Below are 19,981 nucleotides of genomic sequence, written 5' to 3' on the forward strand. Positions count from 1 at the left end.
CACCACTGCGCGGTTGAGCGCGGGCGATGCCATCGCCTGTGGTTTCGCCGATCATTACGTGCCCTCCGACAAGATCGAGGAGTTCATCGAGGCACTGTCGGCAACCTCGGTCGAGGATGCCCTCGGCCGGTTCGCGGAACCGGCCCCGGTATCCGATCTTCTGGCGCAGCAGAGTTGGATCGACGCCGCATACTCCGCGGACAGCGTCGTCCAGATCCTGTCGCGGCTGCAGAGCAGTGGCGTTCCGGAGGCGGTCAAGGCCGCCGAACAACTGCTGTCGAAGTCGCCGACCGCCGTGGCCGTGACGCTGCGTTCGCTGCGTCGTGCCCGTGCGGCCGGTTCGCTGGAGGAAGTGCTCAACGAGGAATTCCGGGTATCCGTCGCGTGCCTGAAGTCGCACGACCTCGTCGAAGGTATACGCGCCCAGGTTGTAGAAAAGGACCGCAACCCGCAGTGGTTGCCCGCGACGTCGGAAGAGGTGACCGAGGACGAGGTCGCCACATTCTTCGCACCCCTGGGTGATCTCGAGCTCGGGCTCACACCGCCGCAGCAGCACAGCTGACCACCAGCACTACGCGTCCAGGAGGGACTGCAATGAGCTCTACTGTCGGATTTTTGGGACTCGGTCACATGGGTGGCCCCATGGCGGCGAACCTCGTCAAGGCGGGACACAAGGTGGTCGGCTTCGACCTCGCCCCCGCGGCCCTCGAGCAGGCGGTGAAAGACGGTGTCACCGTCGCCGATTCGGCCGTCGAGGCGGTGCGTGAGGTGGACGTGGTCATCACCATGCTGCCCAGCGGTAAGGCGGTTCTCGGCCTCTACGAGGAGATCCTGCCTGCCGCGAAGCCAGGCACGCTCTTCATCGACTCGTCCACCATCGACGTCGCCGACGCCCGCGCGGCGCACGACGAAGCGGTCAAGGCCGGTCACCGTTCGGTGGACGCTCCCGTCTCGGGTGGTGTCGTCGGCGCCACGGCCGGAACCCTCGCCTTCATGGTCGGCGGCTCCGCGGAGGATTTCGCATCGGCGCAACCGCTCCTCGACGTCATGGGCAAGAAGATCGTCCACTGCGGCGACCCGGGCAACGGTCAGGCCGCGAAGATCTGCAACAACATGATTCTCGGGATATCGATGATCGCGATCAGCGAGGCATTCGTACTCGGTGAGAAGCTGGGCCTGAGCAATCAGGCGCTGTTCGACGTCGCCTCCAACGCGTCCGGTCAGTGCTGGGCGCTGACCACAAATTGCCCCGTTCCCGGTCCTGTTCCGACGAGCCCGGCGAACAACGACTACCGGCCCGGCTTCGCGGCAGCGCTGATGGACAAGGATCTCGGTCTCGCCGCGAATGCTCTGCGCAGCAACGGTGTGGAAGCGGAGCTGGGTCTGCGTGCGGCAGAACTCTACAGCCGATTCCATGCTGCGGGTGGCGGCGACAGAGACTTCTCGGCCATCATCAACGACATCCGCGAACGTTCCACCGTCAAGACCGAGGGAGACCAGTGACCGACTTCGAGACCATCCTGCTCGAGCGCAAGGGACGCGTCGGCGTCATCACGCTCAACCGACCGAAGGCACTCAACGCCTTGAACTCCCAGCTGATGCGCGAGGTCGTGTCCGCGGTGGAGGAGTTGGAGAACGACTCGGAGATCGGCGCCATCCTGATCACCGGCTCCGAACGGGCATTCGCCGCCGGCGCCGACATCAAGGAGATGCAGCCCAAGTCGTACATGGACGTCTACCTCGAGGACTTCTTCGCCAGCTGGGATCGTCTCGCGGCGGCCCGCAAGCCGACGATCGCCGCGGTCGCCGGCTACGCGCTGGGCGGTGGATGTGAGCTCGCGATGCTGTGCGACATCCTGCTGGCCGCGGACAACGCGAAGTTCGGTCAGCCCGAGATCAAGCTGGGTGTCATTCCGGGTATCGGTGGCTCACAGCGGCTCACCCGCGCCGTGGGCAAGGCCAAGGCCATGGAACTGTGCTTGACCGGGCGCAACATGGATGCCGAAGAAGCCGAGCGGGCGGGTCTCGTGTCGCGGATCGTGCCTGCCGCGGACCTTCTCGACGAGGCACTGAAGACGGCCACCACCATCGCCGAGATGTCACTGCCCGTGGCGATGATGGCGAAGGAAGCCGTCAACCGGTCGTTCGAGACCACGCTCACCGAGGGTGTTCGTTTCGAGCGGCGAGTTTTTCACTCCACCTTCGCGACGGAGGATCAGAAGGAAGGCATGGCGGCGTTCATCGACAAGCGGGCCCCGAAGTTCCAGCATCGCTGACCGCACGGGGGCGGCTCGGGCATCTCGCCCGGGCCGCCCCCGTCGGCTAGGATGTGGCCGTCGATCCGAAGATGAGACGGGACATCGCATGAAGAGGTTTCACCTCCTCCTCGCCGGCCTGCTCGGCCTCTCGCTCGGCGCTGTCCCGGCTGCCGCAGCCGCGCCGGGTGCCGCCGTTTCGGTTGTCGCCGTTCCGAGTGTCTCTGTCGGACCCGGGACCGCCTATACCACCGATCCCGGCATGGAGGGGTACTGCACCATCGCGGTGGTCGGTCATGACAATGAGGGTCGGCTCGTCGCACTCACCGTGGGCCATTGTCATCAGCGAGCGGGCCAGGCCGTGTACAAGGTCGGTGAAGCGGAAGCGGGCCCTATCGGGCACGAGACGGACGTATTCTCCGGCAGCCGGGACGGAACGTTCGGCGTCCTGGACTATGCGGTGATCGAGCTGGATCCGAGCGTGGTCGTGCCGAGCAACAGCGGCCCGGACGTCGATGCCGTGGTCAACAACGTGGGCGATGCGGCGCTCTGGAACATCGCCTGCAAGTTCGGGCCTTCCACCGGTAAGACGTGTGGAGTGATCACCAAACTCGACCACCTTCACCTGCAGAACTGGGCCGCGATCGGTCCGGGCGACTCAGGGGCGCCTCTCATCATCGGCGATACGCTCGTCGGAATCAGCATGGGTGTCGATTTCGCCACCGGGTCGCCGTTCTACTACGGGAGGATCACCCCGATTCTCGAGGACATCGATTCCCGCGGGAGCTACGGGGCGGGTTTCACCCCGGTATCTGCCGACTGATCGCGCACAGTCCTCGCCACCGCAGTTCTCACCACTTGGTAGGCGCGTCCCCGGTGTCGAAATCGCCTGCGCTGCGGCGCAGTTCAGCCAGAATCTTGACGAGTGTCTCGAGCTTGTCGGCGGAAAGTCCGGGGTGTGCGAACACCTGAGCGTTGAGTCGCTCGGTGGATTCGACGGCGAGTTTCCTTCCCGCGTCTGTTATTTCGATGAGGGTGGCACGGCGGTCGCTGGGATGTGGAACCCGCCGAACAAGATTGGCCTTTTCGAGCCGGTCCACCGCATTGGTGACACTCGTGGGGTGAACCTGGAGGCGGGCACTGGCCTTCGCCATGGGAAGCGCGCCCGTTCGGGTGAAGGTCAGCAGGGTGAGCAGTTCGTACCGGGCGAAGGTGAGCCCCGCCGGTTTGAGGACCTCCTCGACCCGGGCCATCATGATCTGCTGCGCACGCATCACCGACGTCACCGCGGCCATACCATCCGCGACATCACCCCACCCGTGCTTCGCCCACTGCCGGTGAGCCTCTTCGATCGGGTCGAGAGGAAGTGGTGACGGTGGTGGCATGGTTCGATCATCCCACGCCGGGTCGTGGCAGCGAAAAGCAGCGGAACGTGACGCTACAGCGCGCCCCTGCGTGAGGCTGCAATCAGCGCCACCCACCCCAGTACGACACACGTCGTCATGGTGGCACCGAGGGCGAGCCCGGTATCGCCCAGGACACCGACCATCGGCGCGACGAGCGCCCCGACACCGAACTGCAGGGCGCCGAGGAGTGCGGCGGCCGTGCCCGCGGCTTCCCCGTGCCGGCCGAGCGCGAGTGCCGGCGCATTCGGGAGGACGAATCCCACGCCGCCGAGCAGGAGCCACAGCGGGACGACGAATCCCGCGAGTCCGCCGAACTCGAAGGTCGCTGTGGTGATCAATGCGACACCGGCCACCGACGCGAATGCGAGCGACGTCACGGTGATCTGCTGTGGTGACCACCGCACGAGCGCCCGGACATTGAGTTGGGAGGCGCCGATCAGGGAGATGGCGCCGGAGCTGAACAGGAGGGCGAATTGCTGCTCGTCGAGGCCGTATTGATCCTGGAAGACGAACGATGCGCCCGACACATACGCGAACAACGAGGCCATGGCGAGACTCGCGATCAGGGCGAGAACGATGAACGACCGGTCGCGGAGCAGACTCCCGTAGGTCCCGAGAACCGATCGCAAGTTGCTCTTGCGCCGCCTCTCGGGTGGAAGCGTCTCGGTCAAGCCGAACGCCGCGACCACCGCCGTGAGAGCCCCGATCACGGCGAGGACGACGAAGATTCCACGCCAGTCGACGGCGATGAGGAGACCTCCGCCGATGCTGGGCGCAAGAATCGGAGCGACGCCGAGTACGAGCATGAGCCGCGAGATCACGACGGCAACGGTGCGTCCCGAGTAGAGGTCGCGGACCACGGCCATTGCGACGACGGCTGCCGCGGCGGCACCGGCCCCCTGGAAGATCCGGAGCACGCCGAGAACCATCACGGTGGGTGCGAACACCGCGAGGATCGATGCGGCAACGTGGATGCCGATACCGGCGAGCAGCGGTCGTCGCCGGCCCATGCTGTCTGCCAATGGCCCGACGATCAACTGACCCAGCGCCAGTCCGAGCAGGGTCCCGGTGATCGTCAACTGCACGGCGGACGACGATGCGCGGAGGTCGGTACCGAGTTCAGGAAGCGCCGGCAGGTACATGTCGATGGTGAACGGGCCGAGAGCCACCATCGCGCCGAGTACCAGGACGAGGCGGAGGCCGGGTTTGCTCTCGATTGTGACGTCGGCCGTCGTGGTCGGCGCGTCCTTGGCTGCGGTCATGAACGAACACAGCAATGAGGACGCGTCGTTTGTTCCACACGGGGGACAACCGGGCACCGAGTCCTAGCGGTTGGCCTTTCCGGGAGGGAGCCGTAATGTGCGGAACGCACGTCACTGCGCGCAGAGAGGACGGCCGACGATGACCGATTCCACGGGCCGGATCAGCAACTTCACCCGGAACGGGCTCGTCTTCGATGTGCGCGACGAGGGCCCGATGGACGGACCGCCGGTGGTGTTGTTGCACGGTTTTCCGCAGGATTCCCGATCCTGGGATGCACTCGCCCCTCTACTTCATCGTCGCGGGTTCCGCACTCTCGCCCCGGACCAGCGGGGCTACTCACCGGGCGCCCGTCCGCGCGGCCGATGGGCGTACCGCGGCACGGAACTGCGCGCCGACGTCGTCGCGCTCATCGATCAGGCCGGACTGGGACCCGTGCACCTGGTCGGACACGACTGGGGTGCGGCAGTTGCCTGGACGGTGGCCGCGGAACACCCGGAACTCGTACGAACACTTACTGCCCTGTCGGTGCCGCACCCGGCCGCTTTCGCGCGGGCCTTGGTCACCAGCCGTCAGATCCTCAAATCGTGGTACATGCTCGTCTTTCAGCTGCCGTGGCTGCCGGAGCGGGTGATGGGATCGGACGGCGCCGCGTATCGGGCGTTGGTCGCGACCGGACAGTCCCCGGACGCGGCCCGGCGAGATCTCGAACCCATGCGCGAGCGTGCGAGGGCGAGTGGTGCGTTGAACTGGTACCGCGCAATACCTCTCGCGGTGCCGGCCGAAGCCTCGCGGAAGGTGCGGGTGCCCACCATGTTCGTGTGGAGCGACCGTGATTCCGCCATCGGCACGGCCGGTCCCGAACTGACCGCACGTTTCGTGGAGGGGCCATACCGCTACGAGGTGCTCCGCGGTGTAAGCCACTGGATACCTGACGAGGCGCCGGAGCGGCTCGACGAACTACTCGCCGCGCACTTGGCCGGAGAGATCCTCAGCGGGTAGCGCTGAACCGGTAGCCCGAAAACCTCTCGTCCACCTGCTGTGCCGTCAGCCCGAATTCCTCGAGGGTGTATTTGTGCGACGGGCGGCGGTCACCGCTGCGACTGTCCGCGTGCATCGTCTCCATCGCAGTCCGGGCGGAAACGCTCAGATCCAGGCCGAAATACGTATAGATCCCCTCGACCGTTCCGAGCGGGTCGGCCACGAAATCGTGGTAGTCGACATCGATGAACTGGGCGGGGTCGTGCTTGGCCCGTGCTGCGGTGAATTGTTCGAGTCCGCGCGCCCACAGCTCGAGCTGACTCTCGCCGATGACACTGCCGCGGAACTTTTCCGACCAGCCCTCTGTCGCCTGCTCGGCGAGACTGCATACCGACGGGACGACAGTGCGCGGCGGCCGATGAGTCTGGATCACCAAGGCGTCCGGGTACACGGCCAGCAGTTCGTCGAGGGCGAACAGGTGGCTGGGGTTCTTCAGCACCCAGCGGCGATCCCGGTCGGGGAGTCCGATGAGTTGCAGATTCCTGCGGTGGCGCTGGTAGGCGTTGGTCCAGTCCTGCTGCGCGAGCCAGTGCGAGTACGTGGGGAGGTATGCAAGGCATTCGTACGAAACGGATTTGAAAGTTTGCCGTAGCAGCTGCCAGCATTCCTCTACTTCGCTCGCCGACATGTAGTGCACCCCCATGAATTCGGGGCGCTCGATGTGGTGTCGGCTGAAGCCCTCTTCGATCTTCCGGAACACCGGATTCGACTCCCAGGTGTCGCGCGGCGGGCGCGGTTGCGGCATCTCCGTCAGCCACATCTCGAGGCCCTGGTGCGACGGGTCGGCGGTGAGCAGACGGTGTAGTGCGGTGGTGCCGGTGCGGGGAAGTCCGGTGACGAAGATCGGACGCTCGATCTTCACATCGGCGTGTTCGGGATTGGCCGTCCACGCAGCTTCGCTGAGTAGTCGCGCCACCAGAGCACCGCGGAGGAATACCCGGGAAATCTTGCTGCCGAGGGGTGTCAATTGCTCGTCGGAGTGGTACGAATCCAACAGGACACCGAGGGCCTCGGTGTAGTCGTCGGTGCCGAAATCGGTGTGTCCGGTCAGGCGGGTCGCAGACGCGTGGAGGTCTTCGATCGTGCCGACAGTGGTGCGCTCGTTCATGGTGCTCCGCCTCGTGAGATCGGTGATGGAGTGAGATCAGTGATGGAATTGGCCGCAGTTCACGTCGAGGCATTGCCCGGTGACGGCACTGGCCATCGGAGAGGCCAGGAACACGACGGCGTCGGCTACTTCGTCGGTGGTCGGCAGGCGTTTCAGGTCGGTGTCGACGGCGGTGTGCTGGTAGATCTGCTCGACCGTCGTGCCGTACTTCTCCGCCTGGTGCTCGAAGTACTGTTTCAGGGTGTCGCCCCAGATATATCCGGGAGCAACGGAATTGACTCGGATGCCCTGCGGACCCAACTCGGTCGCCAGTGACCGGGAGACGGCGAGCAGAGCAGATTTGGCCATCTTGTAGCTGCCGTACCGCTCCTGGGAGTGCCGCAACACCATCGAATTGATGTTCACCACAGCACCGTTCGCTTCAGCCAGCGCCGGTGTGAACAGCTGGGTGAGGCGCAGTGCGCCCAGCACGGTGAGCTCGAAACTACTCCGGATGTGATCGAAATCGGTGCGGGCCAGCGGTTTCATCGACGGGACGGAGAACGCATTATTGACCAGGACGTCGACGCGGCCGTATGCGGCGAGGGCCGCGCGGACGAGGTTCTCGGCCGAAGCCTGGTCCGTGATGTCCGTCGGGACGGTTACTGCCCGGCGTCCCAGGGCGATGATCTCCTCGGCCACGTCCTCGAGACGGGACGGCGTGCGGGCGGCCAGGACCACGTCGGCGCCGGCGTCCGCACAGCGGATCGCCAGTGTGCGACCGAGCGCCGGACCCACACCCGACACGACGACGACCTTGTCCTGCAACAGTGTGGCTGAGCTCATCGTCGTCATCCCAGCATCCGGTCGGCCACCGCGGCCTGACGGGCGGCGATTCGCAGGGCGTAGTCCTGGGGCGAGATCTTGTTGGAGTCGTAGTAGGGCAGGTTCCGGTGAATCTCGTCGAATTTCACGACGTCGACCCGGGGTCCGTCCTCTGCGGTGAATTCGCGGGAGACGCGCTGCCAGCGGAACTGCAGGTAACCGCGGAGGTGCCCCACGGTTTCGATCCAATTGGTGATGCCAGGATTTCGGTCACTGACGACGAGTCGGATGTGGTCGTCGGGATCTACCTGCGACTGCGAGACGTTCAGCGAGGTCTGGTGATTGATGTAGTCGAGGGAGATGTACCAGAGGCTGCCGAGCTGAAACCCTTGATACGGAGCGTCGGACTTCGGGACCGTGATCACGATGGCCTCGTCCTCGGCGATGTCGTAGTGGCCCACCGCCGAGTACTGCGTGGCCAGTCCTCCGGGGGTGAGCCGCGGCTCGGTCATCGTGTTGACGGGAAGGTTCAGGTAGAACCATTCGGGAAATTTCAGCCAGGTCTTCACCCGGGACACGAGTCCCCTGCCCGCGCGGGTGTAGCGTTTTTCCACCGATTCGCGCGTGAGGGGACCCGGAGCCGTGCCCGCCGTATCAGCCCGCGCAATCCGGATCGTGCCACGTTTCTGACTCCAGTCGCTGTAGACCTCACGGACCACGAGTTGGGACGAACCCTCGGCGAGCGTGAAGTAGTTGCGACGACCCGGATGCTTCCCGGGGCCGAATCGGACCTCGAACGTGCCGTCCGGAGCGATGTCGATCTCCCGGTCGTCGAAAGCAGAGACGCTGCCGGGCACGTTGGCTGCCGTGTAATTGCCGCTGAGCACTTGAAAGCTCAGATCTGCCGTGGTGCCTCGTGTCCCACTCACCACGTACTCGACGTCGTCGCTGATCCGCGCCCCGAAATACAGGGTGTCGGGATTGTCCAGACCCATCTTCGTGTACGGGCCCGTGCCCGAGATGAACGTCGGATGCGACGGTTCGCCGGCCCAGGCCGCGTGCGTCATGGCAATGATTCCGCCGGCCAGGTACTCGTAGCCCTCGAGCAGGTCCTGTTCGGTCCGGATGTGGGAAGCGCTTTCGATCAGTTTCTCGGCTTCGGCCAAGGCGTCGGCGAATGGGTCCGTCAGCACACCGTGCTCCTCACGACAAGATGGTACAAATATGTACCTGGGCGGTAGAACGTAATGAACCGACAATAGAACGTGTTCTAAGGAGTGGTCAATGGTGCGCCGCGACGATCCGGAAGATCGGGCTCAGGGACGCCGGTCGCCACCGACGGAACGAGTGGTTCGGATACTCGACTTTCTCGTGACCCGAAAGGATCAGAGGTTCGGGCTGTCGGAACTCGCTCGGCAGTTGGATATCAGCAAGCCGACCTGTCTGGGAATCCTGACCGAACTCGTGCACGGCGGCTACCTCGTGCGCGACTCTGCAACCAAGACCTACGGGCTCGGCCCGGCGCTGATCGCAGCCGGGCGCGCGGCGCAGCAGGGATTCGCCGCGGGGCCGGTGGCGCGCCGGCACCTCGCCGTCCTCAGTGCGGAATTCCACACCACCTGCACCGCATCGGCTGTGGTCGGCGACCGGATCGCCGTGCTCGAGCTGACCAGTCCGCCCGGGGTGCGGGCTGCGGCGAAGGTCGGCGAGATGTACCCGTTCGCGCCGCCCGTCGGGCTGATGTACGTGCTGTGGGACGGCGACGACGCGCTGCAGTCGTGGCTGCGGCGTAAACCCACCCTGCCCGTGCGCCTCGATCGCGACCGGTTGCGCACAGTGGTGGACGAGTGCTCCCGGACGGGGTATCTCGTCGAAACTCTCACGGCCGTCGGCCGGCGTCTGCACACGCTCATGGCAGGAGTGGCCGCGCACGACCTTCCGCCCGAGCTGCGCGACGTGCTGGGGGAGATGGTGTCGAGCCTGGGGGAGCGGGTGTATCTCGATGCCGGGCAATCGGACCCGGAGGCGACGCATCCGGTGAGCCTCATCGCGGCCCCCACCTATGACGCTGAAGGGCATCAGGCGATGGTCCTGACGCTGTACGTGGGCACGGAACTCGCGCCGTCGGAGATCGCCCGCCGGGGTAAGGCGCTCGCGGCCGCTGCCGATGCGATCACCGTAGAAGTCGGTGGCCGGCGCCCGGCGTAGCGGTGCCTCCTCTCTGACGGGCCTCGCTCGGGCGGCGCCCATTTCCCTCCCGGCGCAACGCTGAGTCGGCATGGCCATTGACCAACTTCTGAAACACGTTCTATTGTCGGGGGTGCATCTACTTTTCGACCGACCCGGTCCAAATATGGAACGTAGTCGGTACCGCACTCGCGACGAGGAGTCGCCCATGGCATTCGGATCGATGACACCACCCCTGTACGAGCTGTCCCATCTGGGCGCGCTCGAGGCGGAGGCCGTCCATATCTTCCGCGAAGTAGCCGCCACCTTCGAACGACCGGTGGTGCTGTTCTCCGGCGGCAAGGACTCCGTCGTGATGCTGCATGTCGCGGCGAAAGCGTTCTGGCCGGCACCCATTCCGTTCGCGGTGATGCATGTCGACACCGGCCACAACTTCGACGAGGTCATCGACTTCCGGGACCGGGCGGTGGAACGACTCGGTCTCCGGATGGTGGTGGTGAATGTGCAGGACGACATCGACGCGGGGCGAGTGAGCGAGGAGACGGGACCACGGGCCAGCCGAAACCGCCTTCAGACGACCGCCCTTCTGCGCGGCATCCGCGACAACGGCTTCGACGCCGTCTTCGGCGGTGCCCGGCGGGACGAGGAGAAAGCCAGGGCAAAGGAGCGGGTGTTCAGCTTCCGTGACGAGTCCGGACAGTGGGAACCGCGGGCCCAGCGTCCCGAACTGTGGAGCCTGTACAACGGCCGCCACCGCAAGGGCGAGCACATCCGCATCTTTCCGCTGTCCAATTGGACCGAACTCGATATCTGGCAGTACATCGACCAGGAAGGGATCGACCTTCCCCCGCTCTACTATGCCCACCGCCGGACAGTGGTTCCGCGCGACGGGATGCTGTTGGCGCACACCCGTTTCCTGACATTGCTGCCGGGGGACGAACCGTACGAGGCGACGGTGCGATTCCGGACCGTCGGTGATGCCACGTGTACGGGCTGCGTCGAATCCTCGGCGGAGAGCGCCGCTGCCGTCGTCACCGAGGTGGCGGCCAGCAGACTCACCGAGCGCGGGGCCACCAGAGCGGACGACCGGATCTCCGAGGCCGGCATGGAGGATCGCAAGAAGGAAGGGTACTTCTGATGCCGCAACTCCTCCGGGTCGCGACCGCCGGCAGCGTCGACGACGGCAAGTCCACCCTCATCGGACGCCTGCTCTACGACTCCAAGGCGATCTTCGAAGATCAGCTCGAAGCGGTGGAACGGACCAGCCGGGAGCGCGGCGACGAACATGCCAACCTCGCCCTGCTCACCGACGGTTTGCGCGCCGAGCGCGAACAGGGCATCACCATCGACGTCGCGCATCGTTACTTCGCCACACCGCACCGCAAGTTCATCATCGCGGACACCCCCGGCCATGAGCAGTACACGCGGAACATGGTCACCGGCGCCTCGACCGCCGATCTCGCTCTGATCCTCGTCGACGCCCGCAAGGGCATTCTCGAGCAGACCAGGCGGCACGCCTTCATCGCGAGCCTTCTCGGGATTCCCCACCTCGTGCTGTGTGTGAACAAGATGGATCTCGTCGGCTGGTCGGAGGAACGCTTCGAGGAGATCAAGGAGGAATTTCGCCAGTTTGCCATCAAACTCGAGGTCCACGACCTCACCTTCATCCCGGTCTCCGCCCTGCTCGGTGACAACATCGCCCAGCGCACGGTCAACATGCCTTGGTACGAGGGGTCGTCGCTGTTGCACCACCTCGAGCAGGTGCACGTGGCGTCCGACCGCAATCTGATCGACGCCCGGTTCCCGGTGCAATACGTACTGCGGCCGGGACGCCGGACCGACTCCGACCTGCACGACTTCCGCGGCTACGCCGGGACCGTGGCCAGTGGTGTGTTCAAGCCCGGTGACGAAGTGGTGGTGTTGCCGTCGGGATTCACGTCGCGAGTGAGCAAGATCTGGGGTCCCGGCGGCACCCCACTGGACGAGGCGTTCGCACCATCGGCAGTGTGCCTGCAGCTGACCGATCACCTCGATGTCAGCAGGGGAGATGTGCTGTGCCGTCCGAACAACCGTCCGCTCGTCGGCAGGGAACTCGACGTGATGGTCTGCTGGATGACCGAACAATCCGCGTTGAGTGCAAATTCGCGGTACACACTGCTGCACACCACCCGGGCCACCAAGGCATCGGTGGTGCGGCTCGACTACCGGCTCGATGTCAACACCCTGCACCGTGACGAGACGGCAGAATCGTTGACGCTCAACGAGATCGGCCGTATCCAGCTGAAGACCGCGCAGCCGCTGATGTTCGATCCCTATCGCCGCAACCATGTCACCGGCAGTTTCATCCTCGTTGACGACGCCACCAACAACACCGTCGCCGCCGGCATGATCACCGGACCGACATTGTCGCCGTCCACAGTGGTGTGGCATGAGGCCGCGGTGACGCGGGAGGACCGTCCCACCCGGGGGCGTACGGTGTGGCTCACCGGACTGTCCGCGTCGGGCAAATCGACCATCGCGGTGGAGCTCGAGCGCAGGCTCGTGGCGGCAGGCATTCCGGCGTATCGTCTCGACGGCGACAACCTGAGGCACGGCCTCAATGCGGATCTCGGCTTCAGCGCGCAGGACCGCGCCGAGAACGTGCGACGCGTCGGCGCCGTCGCCCAGCTGCTCGCCGACGCCGGGGTCGTGGCGATCGCCTCGCTGATCAGCCCGTATCGAGCCGATCGAGACCGGGTCCGTGACGAGCATCGACGCGCCGGACTGGACTTTCTCGAGGTGTTCGTTGACACCCCGGTGCAGCAGTGCGAGGCGCGAGATCCCAAAGGCATGTACGCGAAGGCCCGGGCGGGGGAGATCACCGGATTCACGGGTGTCGACGACCCGTATGAGGCTCCCGAGGCCGCGGAACTCGTCTTGCGTCCGGAGGACGGCACGCCGTCCGAACAAGCGGAGAGAATTATGGAATTGTTGAGACGTGATCACTGACGCGCGACTCGCGGCGGCCTGTGCGGGCGGTGCGGGTGACCTGCTCCTCGAAATCCGCGCCGCCGGGCTCGGCATTGCAGATGCCCGGGAGCTGGGCCGCCGCGGGGACGTCGCGGCCAATGCGTTCATCGTCGGCAAGCTCTCCACCGAACGTCCCGGTGATGTGATCCTCTCGGAGGAATCGGCCGAGGACCGGTCGAGGCTCGACGCCGAGCGGGTCTGGATCATCGATCCGCTGGACGGCTCCAAAGAGTATGGTCTTCCCGGCCATTCGGACTGGGCGGTACACGTTGCGCTGTGGGAGCGCGGCAAAGGAATCACTGCGGCCGCGGTGGCGCAACCGGCTCTCGGAGCCGTGCACAGCACCGACGACGCGGTCCGCGCCCTCCAGGATGCCGGGGTACCCGCCCACCCGCGGATTGTCGTCAGTGCGAGCCGGCCGCCGGCATTCATCGGCGCCGTCGCTACCGACATCGGTGCCGAGGTCGAAACCATGGGGTCGGCCGGAGCGAAGGCGATGGCGGTACTGCGTGGGGAGGTGGACGCCTACGTACACGCGGGTGGCCAGTGGGAGTGGGACTCGGCTGCCCCCGTCGGCGTCGCGCTGGCCGCGGGTCTGCATTGCTCGCGAATCGACGGAACACCTCTGCAGTACAACGAGTCCCATCCGTATCTGCCCGACCTTGTGATCTGCCGTCCCGGCATGGCCCCCACACTGCTCGCCGCGATCGCCACACACGCCACCGATGCCGCCGACACCGGCCGTGTCGCCATGGCCCGGGCGTACATCGACGCGCTGGTCACCCACGACGCCACCAAGGTGCGTCTGGCGGAGAACGCCTGGCGGGTCGAGAACGGGCAGCGCACCGGCGAATCGGGGGCCGTCATCCGGGACGAGCTGGAGAACGGCCCCCAATACCAGGCCATCCAGGCGGTTCGCGAACTCACGTTCCACGAGTGGGGCGAAAACGTCGTCGCCCGTTTCCTCCTGGATCTCGGGCCGGACCCCACCGACGTCACCTCCGTGCGTGTCACCGAACATTTCGACATCCCGGCAGGTGAGATCAAGTCCGTCACGGCGATCATCGAACCGACCGCCGTCGAAAGGGGAAGCTGATGAACCCGGATCAATTGGTCACCGCATTCTGCGCCGAATGGGCAACGCCCGATCCGGTCAGGATCGCTGACTATTTTGCGGAAGATGCTGTATACCACAATATTCCGATGGAGCCCGTCATCGGCCGCGACGCGATCCGTGAGTTCATCGCCGGCTTCGTGGGAGCATTCGGCGCCATCGACTTCCGCATTCACCGGCAGCTCACCGACGGCGGGCAGAGCCCTCACGCCGAGAGCGCGAGCGGGGTGGTGATGAACGAGCGAATCGACGTCTTCACCCTGAACGGCATCCTCGTGGAACTCCCCGTGGTGGGCGTATTCGAAATCACCGACGGCAAAATCACTACCTGGCGCGACTACTTCGACATGGCGCCGATCCGGGCCGCCACCGGCGTCGGATAGCTCCCGCCCCGCAACGCCCCGCGCTTTCGTCCAATGTCACACGGGTTCAATCTGATTGAACGAATGTGACATCGGGCGCCGCCGCCCCGTTGATCGGCTGCCACCAAGGTGGACGGGGCGCACCGGCACGGTCGGTAGTATGGCGTGGATCACACTCGGTAGGAGGGGCTTGATGACCACGATCAATACCGTTCGCGGGCCTGTCGGCACTGCGGATCTCGGTCGCACGTACATGCACGAGCATGTGTTCGTCCTGACGCCGGACATGCAGCAGAACTATCCGGACGAGTGGGGGAGCGAGGACGAACGAGTGGCGGACGCGGTGGCCAAACTCCGTGCGCTTTCCGCGCAGGGGGTGAATACCATCGTCGATCCCACGGTCGTCGGACTCGGCCGTTACATACCCCGCATCCAGCGCATCGCCGAACAGGTGCCCGAACTGAACATCGTCGCCGCGACCGGGCTGTACACGTACGGCGACGTGCCGTTCTTCTTCCACTACCGAGGCCCGGCGCTCGACGCGATCGTCGGTGCGGCGATGCCCGATCCGATGGTGGACATGTTCGTGAAAGACATCGAGGAGGGGATCGCCGGCACCGGCGTCCGTGCAGGTCTGCTCAAATGCGCGATCGACCGTCAGGGGCTGACTCACGGTGTCGAGCGGGTCATGCGGGCGGTCGCGAAGGCGCACCGGCGGACGGGTGTGCCGATCACCGTGCACACTCATCCCGGCACTGCCGCGGGTCTGCACGTCAAACGGGTGATGTGCGACGAGGAAGGTGTGCGGCCCGATCGGATCGTGCTCGCGCACAGCGGGGACAGCACCGACGTCGATCACCTCACCGACCTCGCCGAGGCCGGATTCGTCCTGGGGATGGACCGCTTCGGGATCAACATCGAGACCACGTTCGAGGCGCGCGCCGACACGCTGATCGAGATGTGCCGCCGGGGCTTCGCCGGACAGATGGTGCTGTCCCAGGATGCTGCCTGTTACATCGACTGGATCGACCCGAACCTGATGGCCGCCCTGCCGCAGTGGCATTACCTCCACATCGAGAGCGAAGTGCTGCCGTACATCCGCGAGCGCGGGGTCACCGAGGAGATGATCTCCGAGATGCTCGTGGACGTCCCGCGTCGGTACTTCGAGAATGTGGGGAGTGCTGGCCCGGCTCTAACTTGAACTTGAGGACAGGTTCAACTATACAGGCAGAACGATTTCGCTCCCTACCCTCAGGAGTCAGTAATGTCGCTGTTCGATATGTCCGATCGCGCCCAGAAGTACCGGTCGGATCTGCTGGAGTTCATGGATTCGCATGTGTATCCGGCGGAGTCGGTGTACGAGGAGCAGATGCGAGAGTCGGGAGATCCGCATTTTCAGCCGCCGATTCTCGAGGAGTTGAAGACGGAGGCGCGAAGTCGCGGCCTGTGGAATCTTTTCCACCCCCATCCGGAGTGGGGCCCAGGTCTGACCAATCTCGAGTACGCCCCGTTGGCGGAAATCATGGGGCGCAGCCATCTGGCGTCCGAGGCGTGTAACTGTAACGCGCCGGACACGGGGAACATGGAGGTACTCACGCTGTTCGGCAGCGACGAGCACAAGGAGAAGTATCTGAAGCCGTTGCTGGACGGAACGATGCGGTCGGCGTTCGCGATGACGGAGCCGGGAGTGGCGAGTTCGGATGCCACGAACATCGAGATGTCGATGGTGCGGGACGGCGACGAGTATGTGCTCAACGGACGTAAGTGGTTTGCGTCGAATGCGTTGCATCAGAACTGCAAGGTGCTGATCGTGATGGGGAAGACGGATCCGGAGGCAGCGCCCCACAGGCAGCAGTCGATGATGGTGGTGCCGATCGACGCGCCGGGGGTGACGATGATGCGCGGGTTGCCGGTCTTCGGGTACCAGGACCGGGAGGGTCACGCTGAGATCGATTTCACCGACGTGCGGGTGCCCGTGGCGGATGTGCTGAAGGGGGAGGGCGAGGGATTCGCCATTTCGCAGGCACGACTGGGCCCAGGGAGGATTCATCACTGCATGCGGGCGATCGGGATGGCGGAGCGGGCACTGGAGTTGCTGTGCACCCGGGCGCTGTCACGCACGACATTCGGACGGCCGGTCGCGGACCGCTCGAACATCCAGGACTGGATCGCAGAGGCACGGATCGAGATCGAGATGATTCGGTTGCTGACCCTGAAGGCGGCGTATCTGATGGATACGGTGGGGAACAAGCAGGCGCGCACGGAGATCGCGGCGATCAAGGTGGCAGCACCGAACATTGCGTTGAAGATCATCGATCGGGCGATTCAGGTCTACGGCGGCGCGGGAGTGACGGACGACTTCCCGTTGGCGATGATGTACGCCCACGTGCGGACGTTGCGGCTGGCCGACGGTCCCGACGAGGTTCACAAGATGTCGATTGCCCGGGCGGAACTCCGCAAATACCGGGATTCGGCGTCCGGGAGCAAGGCTGCGGTGAGCTGACATGGGAGGACTCGATCTCTCCGGCCGCACCGCTATCGTCACCGGTGCGTCCCGGGGAATCGGTCTTGCGGCGGCGCAGGCGATCGCCGCGGCCGGCGCCGACGTCGTGCTCACCTCGCGGTCGCAGGAATCGGCCGAGGCCGCCGCCGCGAAGGTCGGAGGCACCGCGATGGGGGTCGGCGCCCATGCAGTCGACGAAGAGGCGGCGAAGCGTTGCGTCGACCTGACGCTCGAGCGGTTCGGAAGCGTCGACATTCTCGTCAACAACGCGGGCACCAATCCCGCGTTCGGGCCGGTGATCGACCAGGACCATTCCCGATTCGCCAAGACCTTCGATGTGAACCTGTGGGCACCGGTCCTGTGGACCGGATTGACCGCCCGGGCGTGGATGGGCGAACACGGGGGCGCCGTTGTGAACACCGCCTCGATCGGCGGTATGGCGTTCGAGGCCGGAATCGGGTTGTACAACGCGTCCAAAGCAGCCCTGATTCACGTCACCAAGCAACTGGCACTGGAACTCTCGCCCAAGATCCGAGTCAACGCCGTGGCGCCGGGCGTGGTACGCACCAAACTGGCCGAAGCCCTGTGGAAGGAGCATGAGCAGGAGATCTCGGCCTCGACGGCACTTGCGCGCATCGGTGAACCCGAAGACATCGCGTCGGCCGTCGCTTTCCTGGTATCCGACGCCGCGAGCTGGATCACCGGCGAAGTCATGGTGGTCGACGGCGGGCAACTGCTCGGTGACGCCCAGCCGTTCAGGCAGGGGCTCGGATTCGGTGACCCCACGAGAACGGCGACCTGACGAGGGCTCGTGAAGCCCGGCACTCAGCCCTGGCGAACGGGATGCGGGTAGTCCTCGGAGCGGTCCTGGAAGGACAGGATCCGGCGGTTCTGTACCACTCCGTCACGGATTTCGATGGCACGCCGGATGCTCTGACTGCCGTCCCACGCTGCCGGCCCGTCGAGGACGGTGCGCAGGTGGGGGAGAAGAGCCTCGCTGATCTCCCACGTGGCGGAGTTCCACAGATGTGACGGGCTGTGGTCGACGCCGTAGTAGCGGACGTTCTCACCGACGAAGAAGATCGGATCGGCGAACGATGTAGGCCGCGCCCAGCTGAAGCCCATCCCTTCGTCGCAGGACACGTCGATGATCAGACTGCCGGGCAGAAGGGTGTCCAGATCGGAGTCCGCGAGGAAGGTCAACGGTGCTTCGGTGTCCTGGAGGACGCAGTTGACGATGACGTCGTGCCGCGTCAGGAAGGCCGCCAAGGGGACTCTCCCTTCCTCGGTGGTGACGTTACTTCGGCGCGGATCGGAATCGTCGTGGTCGAACTGCACGATTTCGGCGGAGTGGATCGGCGAACTCACAGCGGTGACTCCCCGCTGGGTCACGACGGTGACATCGTGGATCCCCAGTGCGTTGAGGGCAGTCACCGCCCCGCGGGCGGTGGCACCGAAGCCGAGGACGACCGCTCGGAGCCTGCGACCATAGTCGCCGGTCGATCCGGCGATGGCAAGGGCATGCAGCACGGAGCTGTAACCGGCGAGTTCGTTGTTCTTGTGGAAGACATGAAGCTGGAACGACCCCTCGGTGCTCCAGTGGTTCATGGCTTCGAACGCGATGAGGGTGAGGCGGCGGTCGATGGCTACCTGGGTGATATCCGTGCTCTGGACGCAGTGCGGCCAACCCCACAGGACCTGGCCGACACGAAGGTCCTCGAGGTCCTTCGCGAACGGTTTGGGGAGAAGTACGACATCGGTCTGCGCGATCAGTTCTTCGCGAGTGCGCAATCCCGCAACGGATCCCGCCAGCTGCGCGTCCGACACCCCGAACGGCTCGCCGTACCCATGTTCGAGGAAGATGCGGCCGCGCAGATCTGCATCGATTCGCCCGAAATGCAGCGGGTGGACAGGGAGCCGGCGCTCGTCGGGTTTGCTCGAATGCGCGATGATGCCGAGAGTGAGTGGCTGAGATCGATGTTGTGGCACGGGGGGTGTCCCTAGGTTGCTGATGAGTGGAAGCGGAGAACTGGTACCGCGAAGCCCTCGGCTACGAGGCAGCGAGCTCAGCGTTCGAAATCGGAGCGCACGGCATCGCCGCGCACCGCTGCAGTTTATCGAAGAATGCCCGAGGAGATCACTCGGGGAAAACTGGTAGCACCGGAAAGAAAACCTGCGCCCGGAAGGATCCAGCGCAGTTTCTCGTGGTGCCCCCGGCAGGATTCGAACCTGCGACCTCCCTGCAACCGTTGATGCCTATGACCAGTACTTTTGTTCTGGTCACCTGCAATAACTGCAAAGTACACTGTGACACAATGGGACGCAAGCGGACATGAAAATACCTCTGTATCGCAGATACATAGCACGAGATTGGGGCGGCCGGTGGCAGGCAGGCAGGGTAAGCGCGGCTGGGGTCATATTCGCAAGCTGCCCTCTGGCCGTTTCCAAGCGTCATACATTGGCCCCGATGCGCTCACTCGGTACAAAGCACCCACGACCTACAGCACGAAGATGGATGCCGAGGGCTGGCTCGCGGCGGAACGTCGCAAGATCGAACTCGACGTATGGACACCGCCAGCACCTGCGCGGATGCGTGAGAAGCCGAAGTTCCCCATACTGCGCGACTACTCCGAGCGTTGGCTCGAGGAGCGCACGTTGAAGCCCAGGACGAAGAGCGGCTACGCGGCAAACCTTCGACTACACATCAACCCGATTCTCGGAGACGTGGAGTTGCGCCACATCACGCCGCAGACGGTTCGATCCTGGTACGCCGGGCTAGGAGTCGAGCATCGCACCCGCAACGCGCATTGCTACAGCCTCCTGCACGCAATCTGCGAGACTGCGGTTGGGGATGGGCTGATGGTTCAGAATCCCTGCACAGTGCGCGGGGCGATGGCAGCCAAGCGAAAGCGGCAGCCGATCATCCTTGAGG

General features: G+C 65.0%; 19 protein-coding genes and 1 pseudogene. 14 read left to right on the forward strand and 6 right to left on the reverse strand.

Going from position 1 to position 19,981, the window contains the following annotated elements; translation table 11 throughout:
• The 4 genes from WAW17_RS01165 to WAW17_RS01180 all read left to right on the forward strand — a co-directional run.
• Positions 1-562 (forward strand): enoyl-CoA hydratase/isomerase family protein (locus WAW17_RS01165; protein ID WP_422331200.1); only part of this gene is annotated, 562 nt, incomplete at its 5' end.
• Positions 559-1,503 (forward strand): 3-hydroxyisobutyrate dehydrogenase, encoded by a 945-nt coding sequence (mmsB, locus tag WAW17_RS01170; protein WP_422331218.1) that lies wholly within the window; start codon positions 559-561, stop codon positions 1,501-1,503. The genes WAW17_RS01165 and mmsB, both read left to right, overlap by 4 nt.
• Positions 1,500-2,276 (forward strand): enoyl-CoA hydratase, encoded by a 777-nt coding sequence (locus WAW17_RS01175; RefSeq protein WP_422331201.1) that lies wholly within the window; start codon positions 1,500-1,502, stop codon positions 2,274-2,276. The genes mmsB and WAW17_RS01175 overlap by 4 nt, the downstream gene beginning before the upstream one ends.
• 88 nt (positions 2,277-2,364) lie before the next feature.
• Complete coding sequence (locus tag WAW17_RS01180) at positions 2,365-3,078, forward strand: serine protease (RefSeq protein ID WP_422331202.1); 714 nt, start codon at positions 2,365-2,367, stop codon at positions 3,076-3,078.
• A gap of 28 nt (positions 3,079-3,106) precedes the next feature.
• On the opposite strand, the gene WAW17_RS01185 is transcribed toward WAW17_RS01180, so the two are convergent.
• Together WAW17_RS01185 and WAW17_RS01190 are read right to left on the reverse strand one after the other, a co-directional pair.
• Entirely contained in the window at positions 3,107-3,640 is a 534-nt protein-coding gene (locus WAW17_RS01185; protein ID WP_422331203.1) for a MarR family winged helix-turn-helix transcriptional regulator, read from the reverse strand.
• Positions 3,641-3,693: 53 nt separating this feature from the next.
• Entirely contained in the window at positions 3,694-4,923 is a 1,230-nt protein-coding gene (locus WAW17_RS01190; RefSeq protein ID WP_422331204.1) for a multidrug effflux MFS transporter, read from the reverse strand.
• Positions 4,924-5,062: 139 nt separating this feature from the next.
• Here WAW17_RS01190 and WAW17_RS01195 point away from each other — a divergent pair, with 139 nt between their 5' ends.
• The gene (locus WAW17_RS01195; RefSeq protein ID WP_422331205.1) at positions 5,063-5,923 is read left to right on the forward strand and encodes an alpha/beta fold hydrolase; all 861 of its coding nucleotides are present in this window, start codon (positions 5,063-5,065) and stop codon (positions 5,921-5,923) included.
• Here the strand turns inward: WAW17_RS01195 and WAW17_RS01200 are convergent.
• Genes WAW17_RS01200 through WAW17_RS01210 form a run of 3 tightly spaced genes read right to left on the reverse strand, consistent with a single transcriptional unit; the run spans position 5,913 to position 9,067 of the window.
• The gene (locus WAW17_RS01200) at positions 5,913-7,070 is read right to left on the reverse strand and encodes a sulfotransferase family protein (protein ID WP_422331206.1); all 1,158 of its coding nucleotides are present in this window, start codon (positions 7,068-7,070) and stop codon (positions 5,913-5,915) included. The two genes, WAW17_RS01195 and WAW17_RS01200, sit on opposite strands and share 11 nt — an antisense overlap.
• A gap of 36 nt (positions 7,071-7,106) precedes the next feature.
• Complete coding sequence (locus tag WAW17_RS01205; protein ID WP_422331207.1) at positions 7,107-7,895, reverse strand: SDR family oxidoreductase; 789 nt, start codon at positions 7,893-7,895, stop codon at positions 7,107-7,109.
• 5 nt (positions 7,896-7,900) lie between these two features.
• Entirely contained in the window at positions 7,901-9,067 is a 1,167-nt protein-coding gene (locus WAW17_RS01210; protein ID WP_422331208.1) for a hypothetical protein, read from the reverse strand.
• Between the two features lie 91 nt (positions 9,068-9,158).
• On the opposite strand from WAW17_RS01210, the gene WAW17_RS01215 reads away from it, so the two are divergent.
• The 8 genes from WAW17_RS01215 to WAW17_RS01250 all read left to right on the forward strand — a co-directional run bounded on the left by WAW17_RS01215 (position 9,159) and on the right by WAW17_RS01250 (position 17,851).
• Positions 9,159-10,082: a helix-turn-helix domain-containing protein gene (locus WAW17_RS01215; protein ID WP_422331209.1), complete on the forward strand. Its 924-nt coding sequence runs from the start codon at positions 9,159-9,161 to the stop codon at positions 10,080-10,082.
• A 187-nt stretch (positions 10,083-10,269) separates the two neighbouring features.
• Positions 10,270-11,199, forward strand: coding sequence for a sulfate adenylyltransferase subunit CysD (gene cysD / locus WAW17_RS01220; RefSeq protein WP_422331210.1), 930 nt, complete (start codon positions 10,270-10,272; stop codon positions 11,197-11,199).
• A complete protein-coding gene (gene cysC / locus WAW17_RS01225) occupies positions 11,199-13,049 on the forward strand; it encodes an adenylyl-sulfate kinase (RefSeq protein WP_422331211.1) in 1,851 nt (616 codons plus the stop codon). Before cysD ends, cysC begins: the two co-directional genes overlap by 1 nt.
• Positions 13,039-14,166, forward strand: a complete 1,128-nt coding sequence (locus tag WAW17_RS01230) for a 3'(2'),5'-bisphosphate nucleotidase CysQ (protein WP_422331212.1) — start codon at positions 13,039-13,041, stop codon at positions 14,164-14,166. The genes cysC and WAW17_RS01230 overlap by 11 nt, the downstream gene beginning before the upstream one ends.
• Positions 14,166-14,567 carry a limonene-1,2-epoxide hydrolase family protein gene (locus WAW17_RS01235; protein WP_422331213.1) on the forward strand — a complete coding sequence of 134 codons (402 nt, stop codon included), beginning with the start codon at positions 14,166-14,168 and terminating at the stop codon, positions 14,565-14,567. Before WAW17_RS01230 ends, WAW17_RS01235 begins: the two co-directional genes overlap by 1 nt.
• A gap of 172 nt (positions 14,568-14,739) precedes the next feature.
• Positions 14,740-15,747 carry a phosphotriesterase family protein gene (locus WAW17_RS01240; protein WP_422331214.1) on the forward strand — a complete coding sequence of 336 codons (1,008 nt, stop codon included), beginning with the start codon at positions 14,740-14,742 and terminating at the stop codon, positions 15,745-15,747.
• Between the two features lie 63 nt (positions 15,748-15,810).
• Positions 15,811-17,049: an acyl-CoA dehydrogenase family protein gene (locus WAW17_RS01245; RefSeq protein WP_422331215.1), complete on the forward strand. Its 1,239-nt coding sequence runs from the start codon at positions 15,811-15,813 to the stop codon at positions 17,047-17,049.
• A 1-nt stretch (position 17,050) separates the two neighbouring features.
• On the forward strand, positions 17,051-17,851 hold the full coding sequence (locus WAW17_RS01250; RefSeq protein ID WP_422331216.1) for an SDR family oxidoreductase: 801 nt from the start codon (positions 17,051-17,053) through the stop codon (positions 17,849-17,851).
• Positions 17,852-17,874: 23 nt separating this feature from the next.
• Here the strand turns inward: WAW17_RS01250 and WAW17_RS01255 are convergent, their stop codons facing one another.
• Entirely contained in the window at positions 17,875-19,038 is a 1,164-nt protein-coding gene (locus tag WAW17_RS01255; RefSeq protein WP_422331217.1) for a N(5)-(carboxyethyl)ornithine synthase, read from the reverse strand.
• 522 nt (positions 19,039-19,560) lie between these two features.
• On the opposite strand from WAW17_RS01255, the pseudogene WAW17_RS01260 reads away from it, so the two are divergent.
• Positions 19,561-19,981, forward strand: a pseudogene (locus tag WAW17_RS01260) (integrase); the annotation flags it as partial.

This window comes from Rhodococcus sp. (in: high G+C Gram-positive bacteria), from assembly GCF_049286785.1.
Taxonomy (GTDB): Bacteria; Actinomycetota; Actinomycetes; order Mycobacteriales; family Mycobacteriaceae; genus Rhodococcus_F.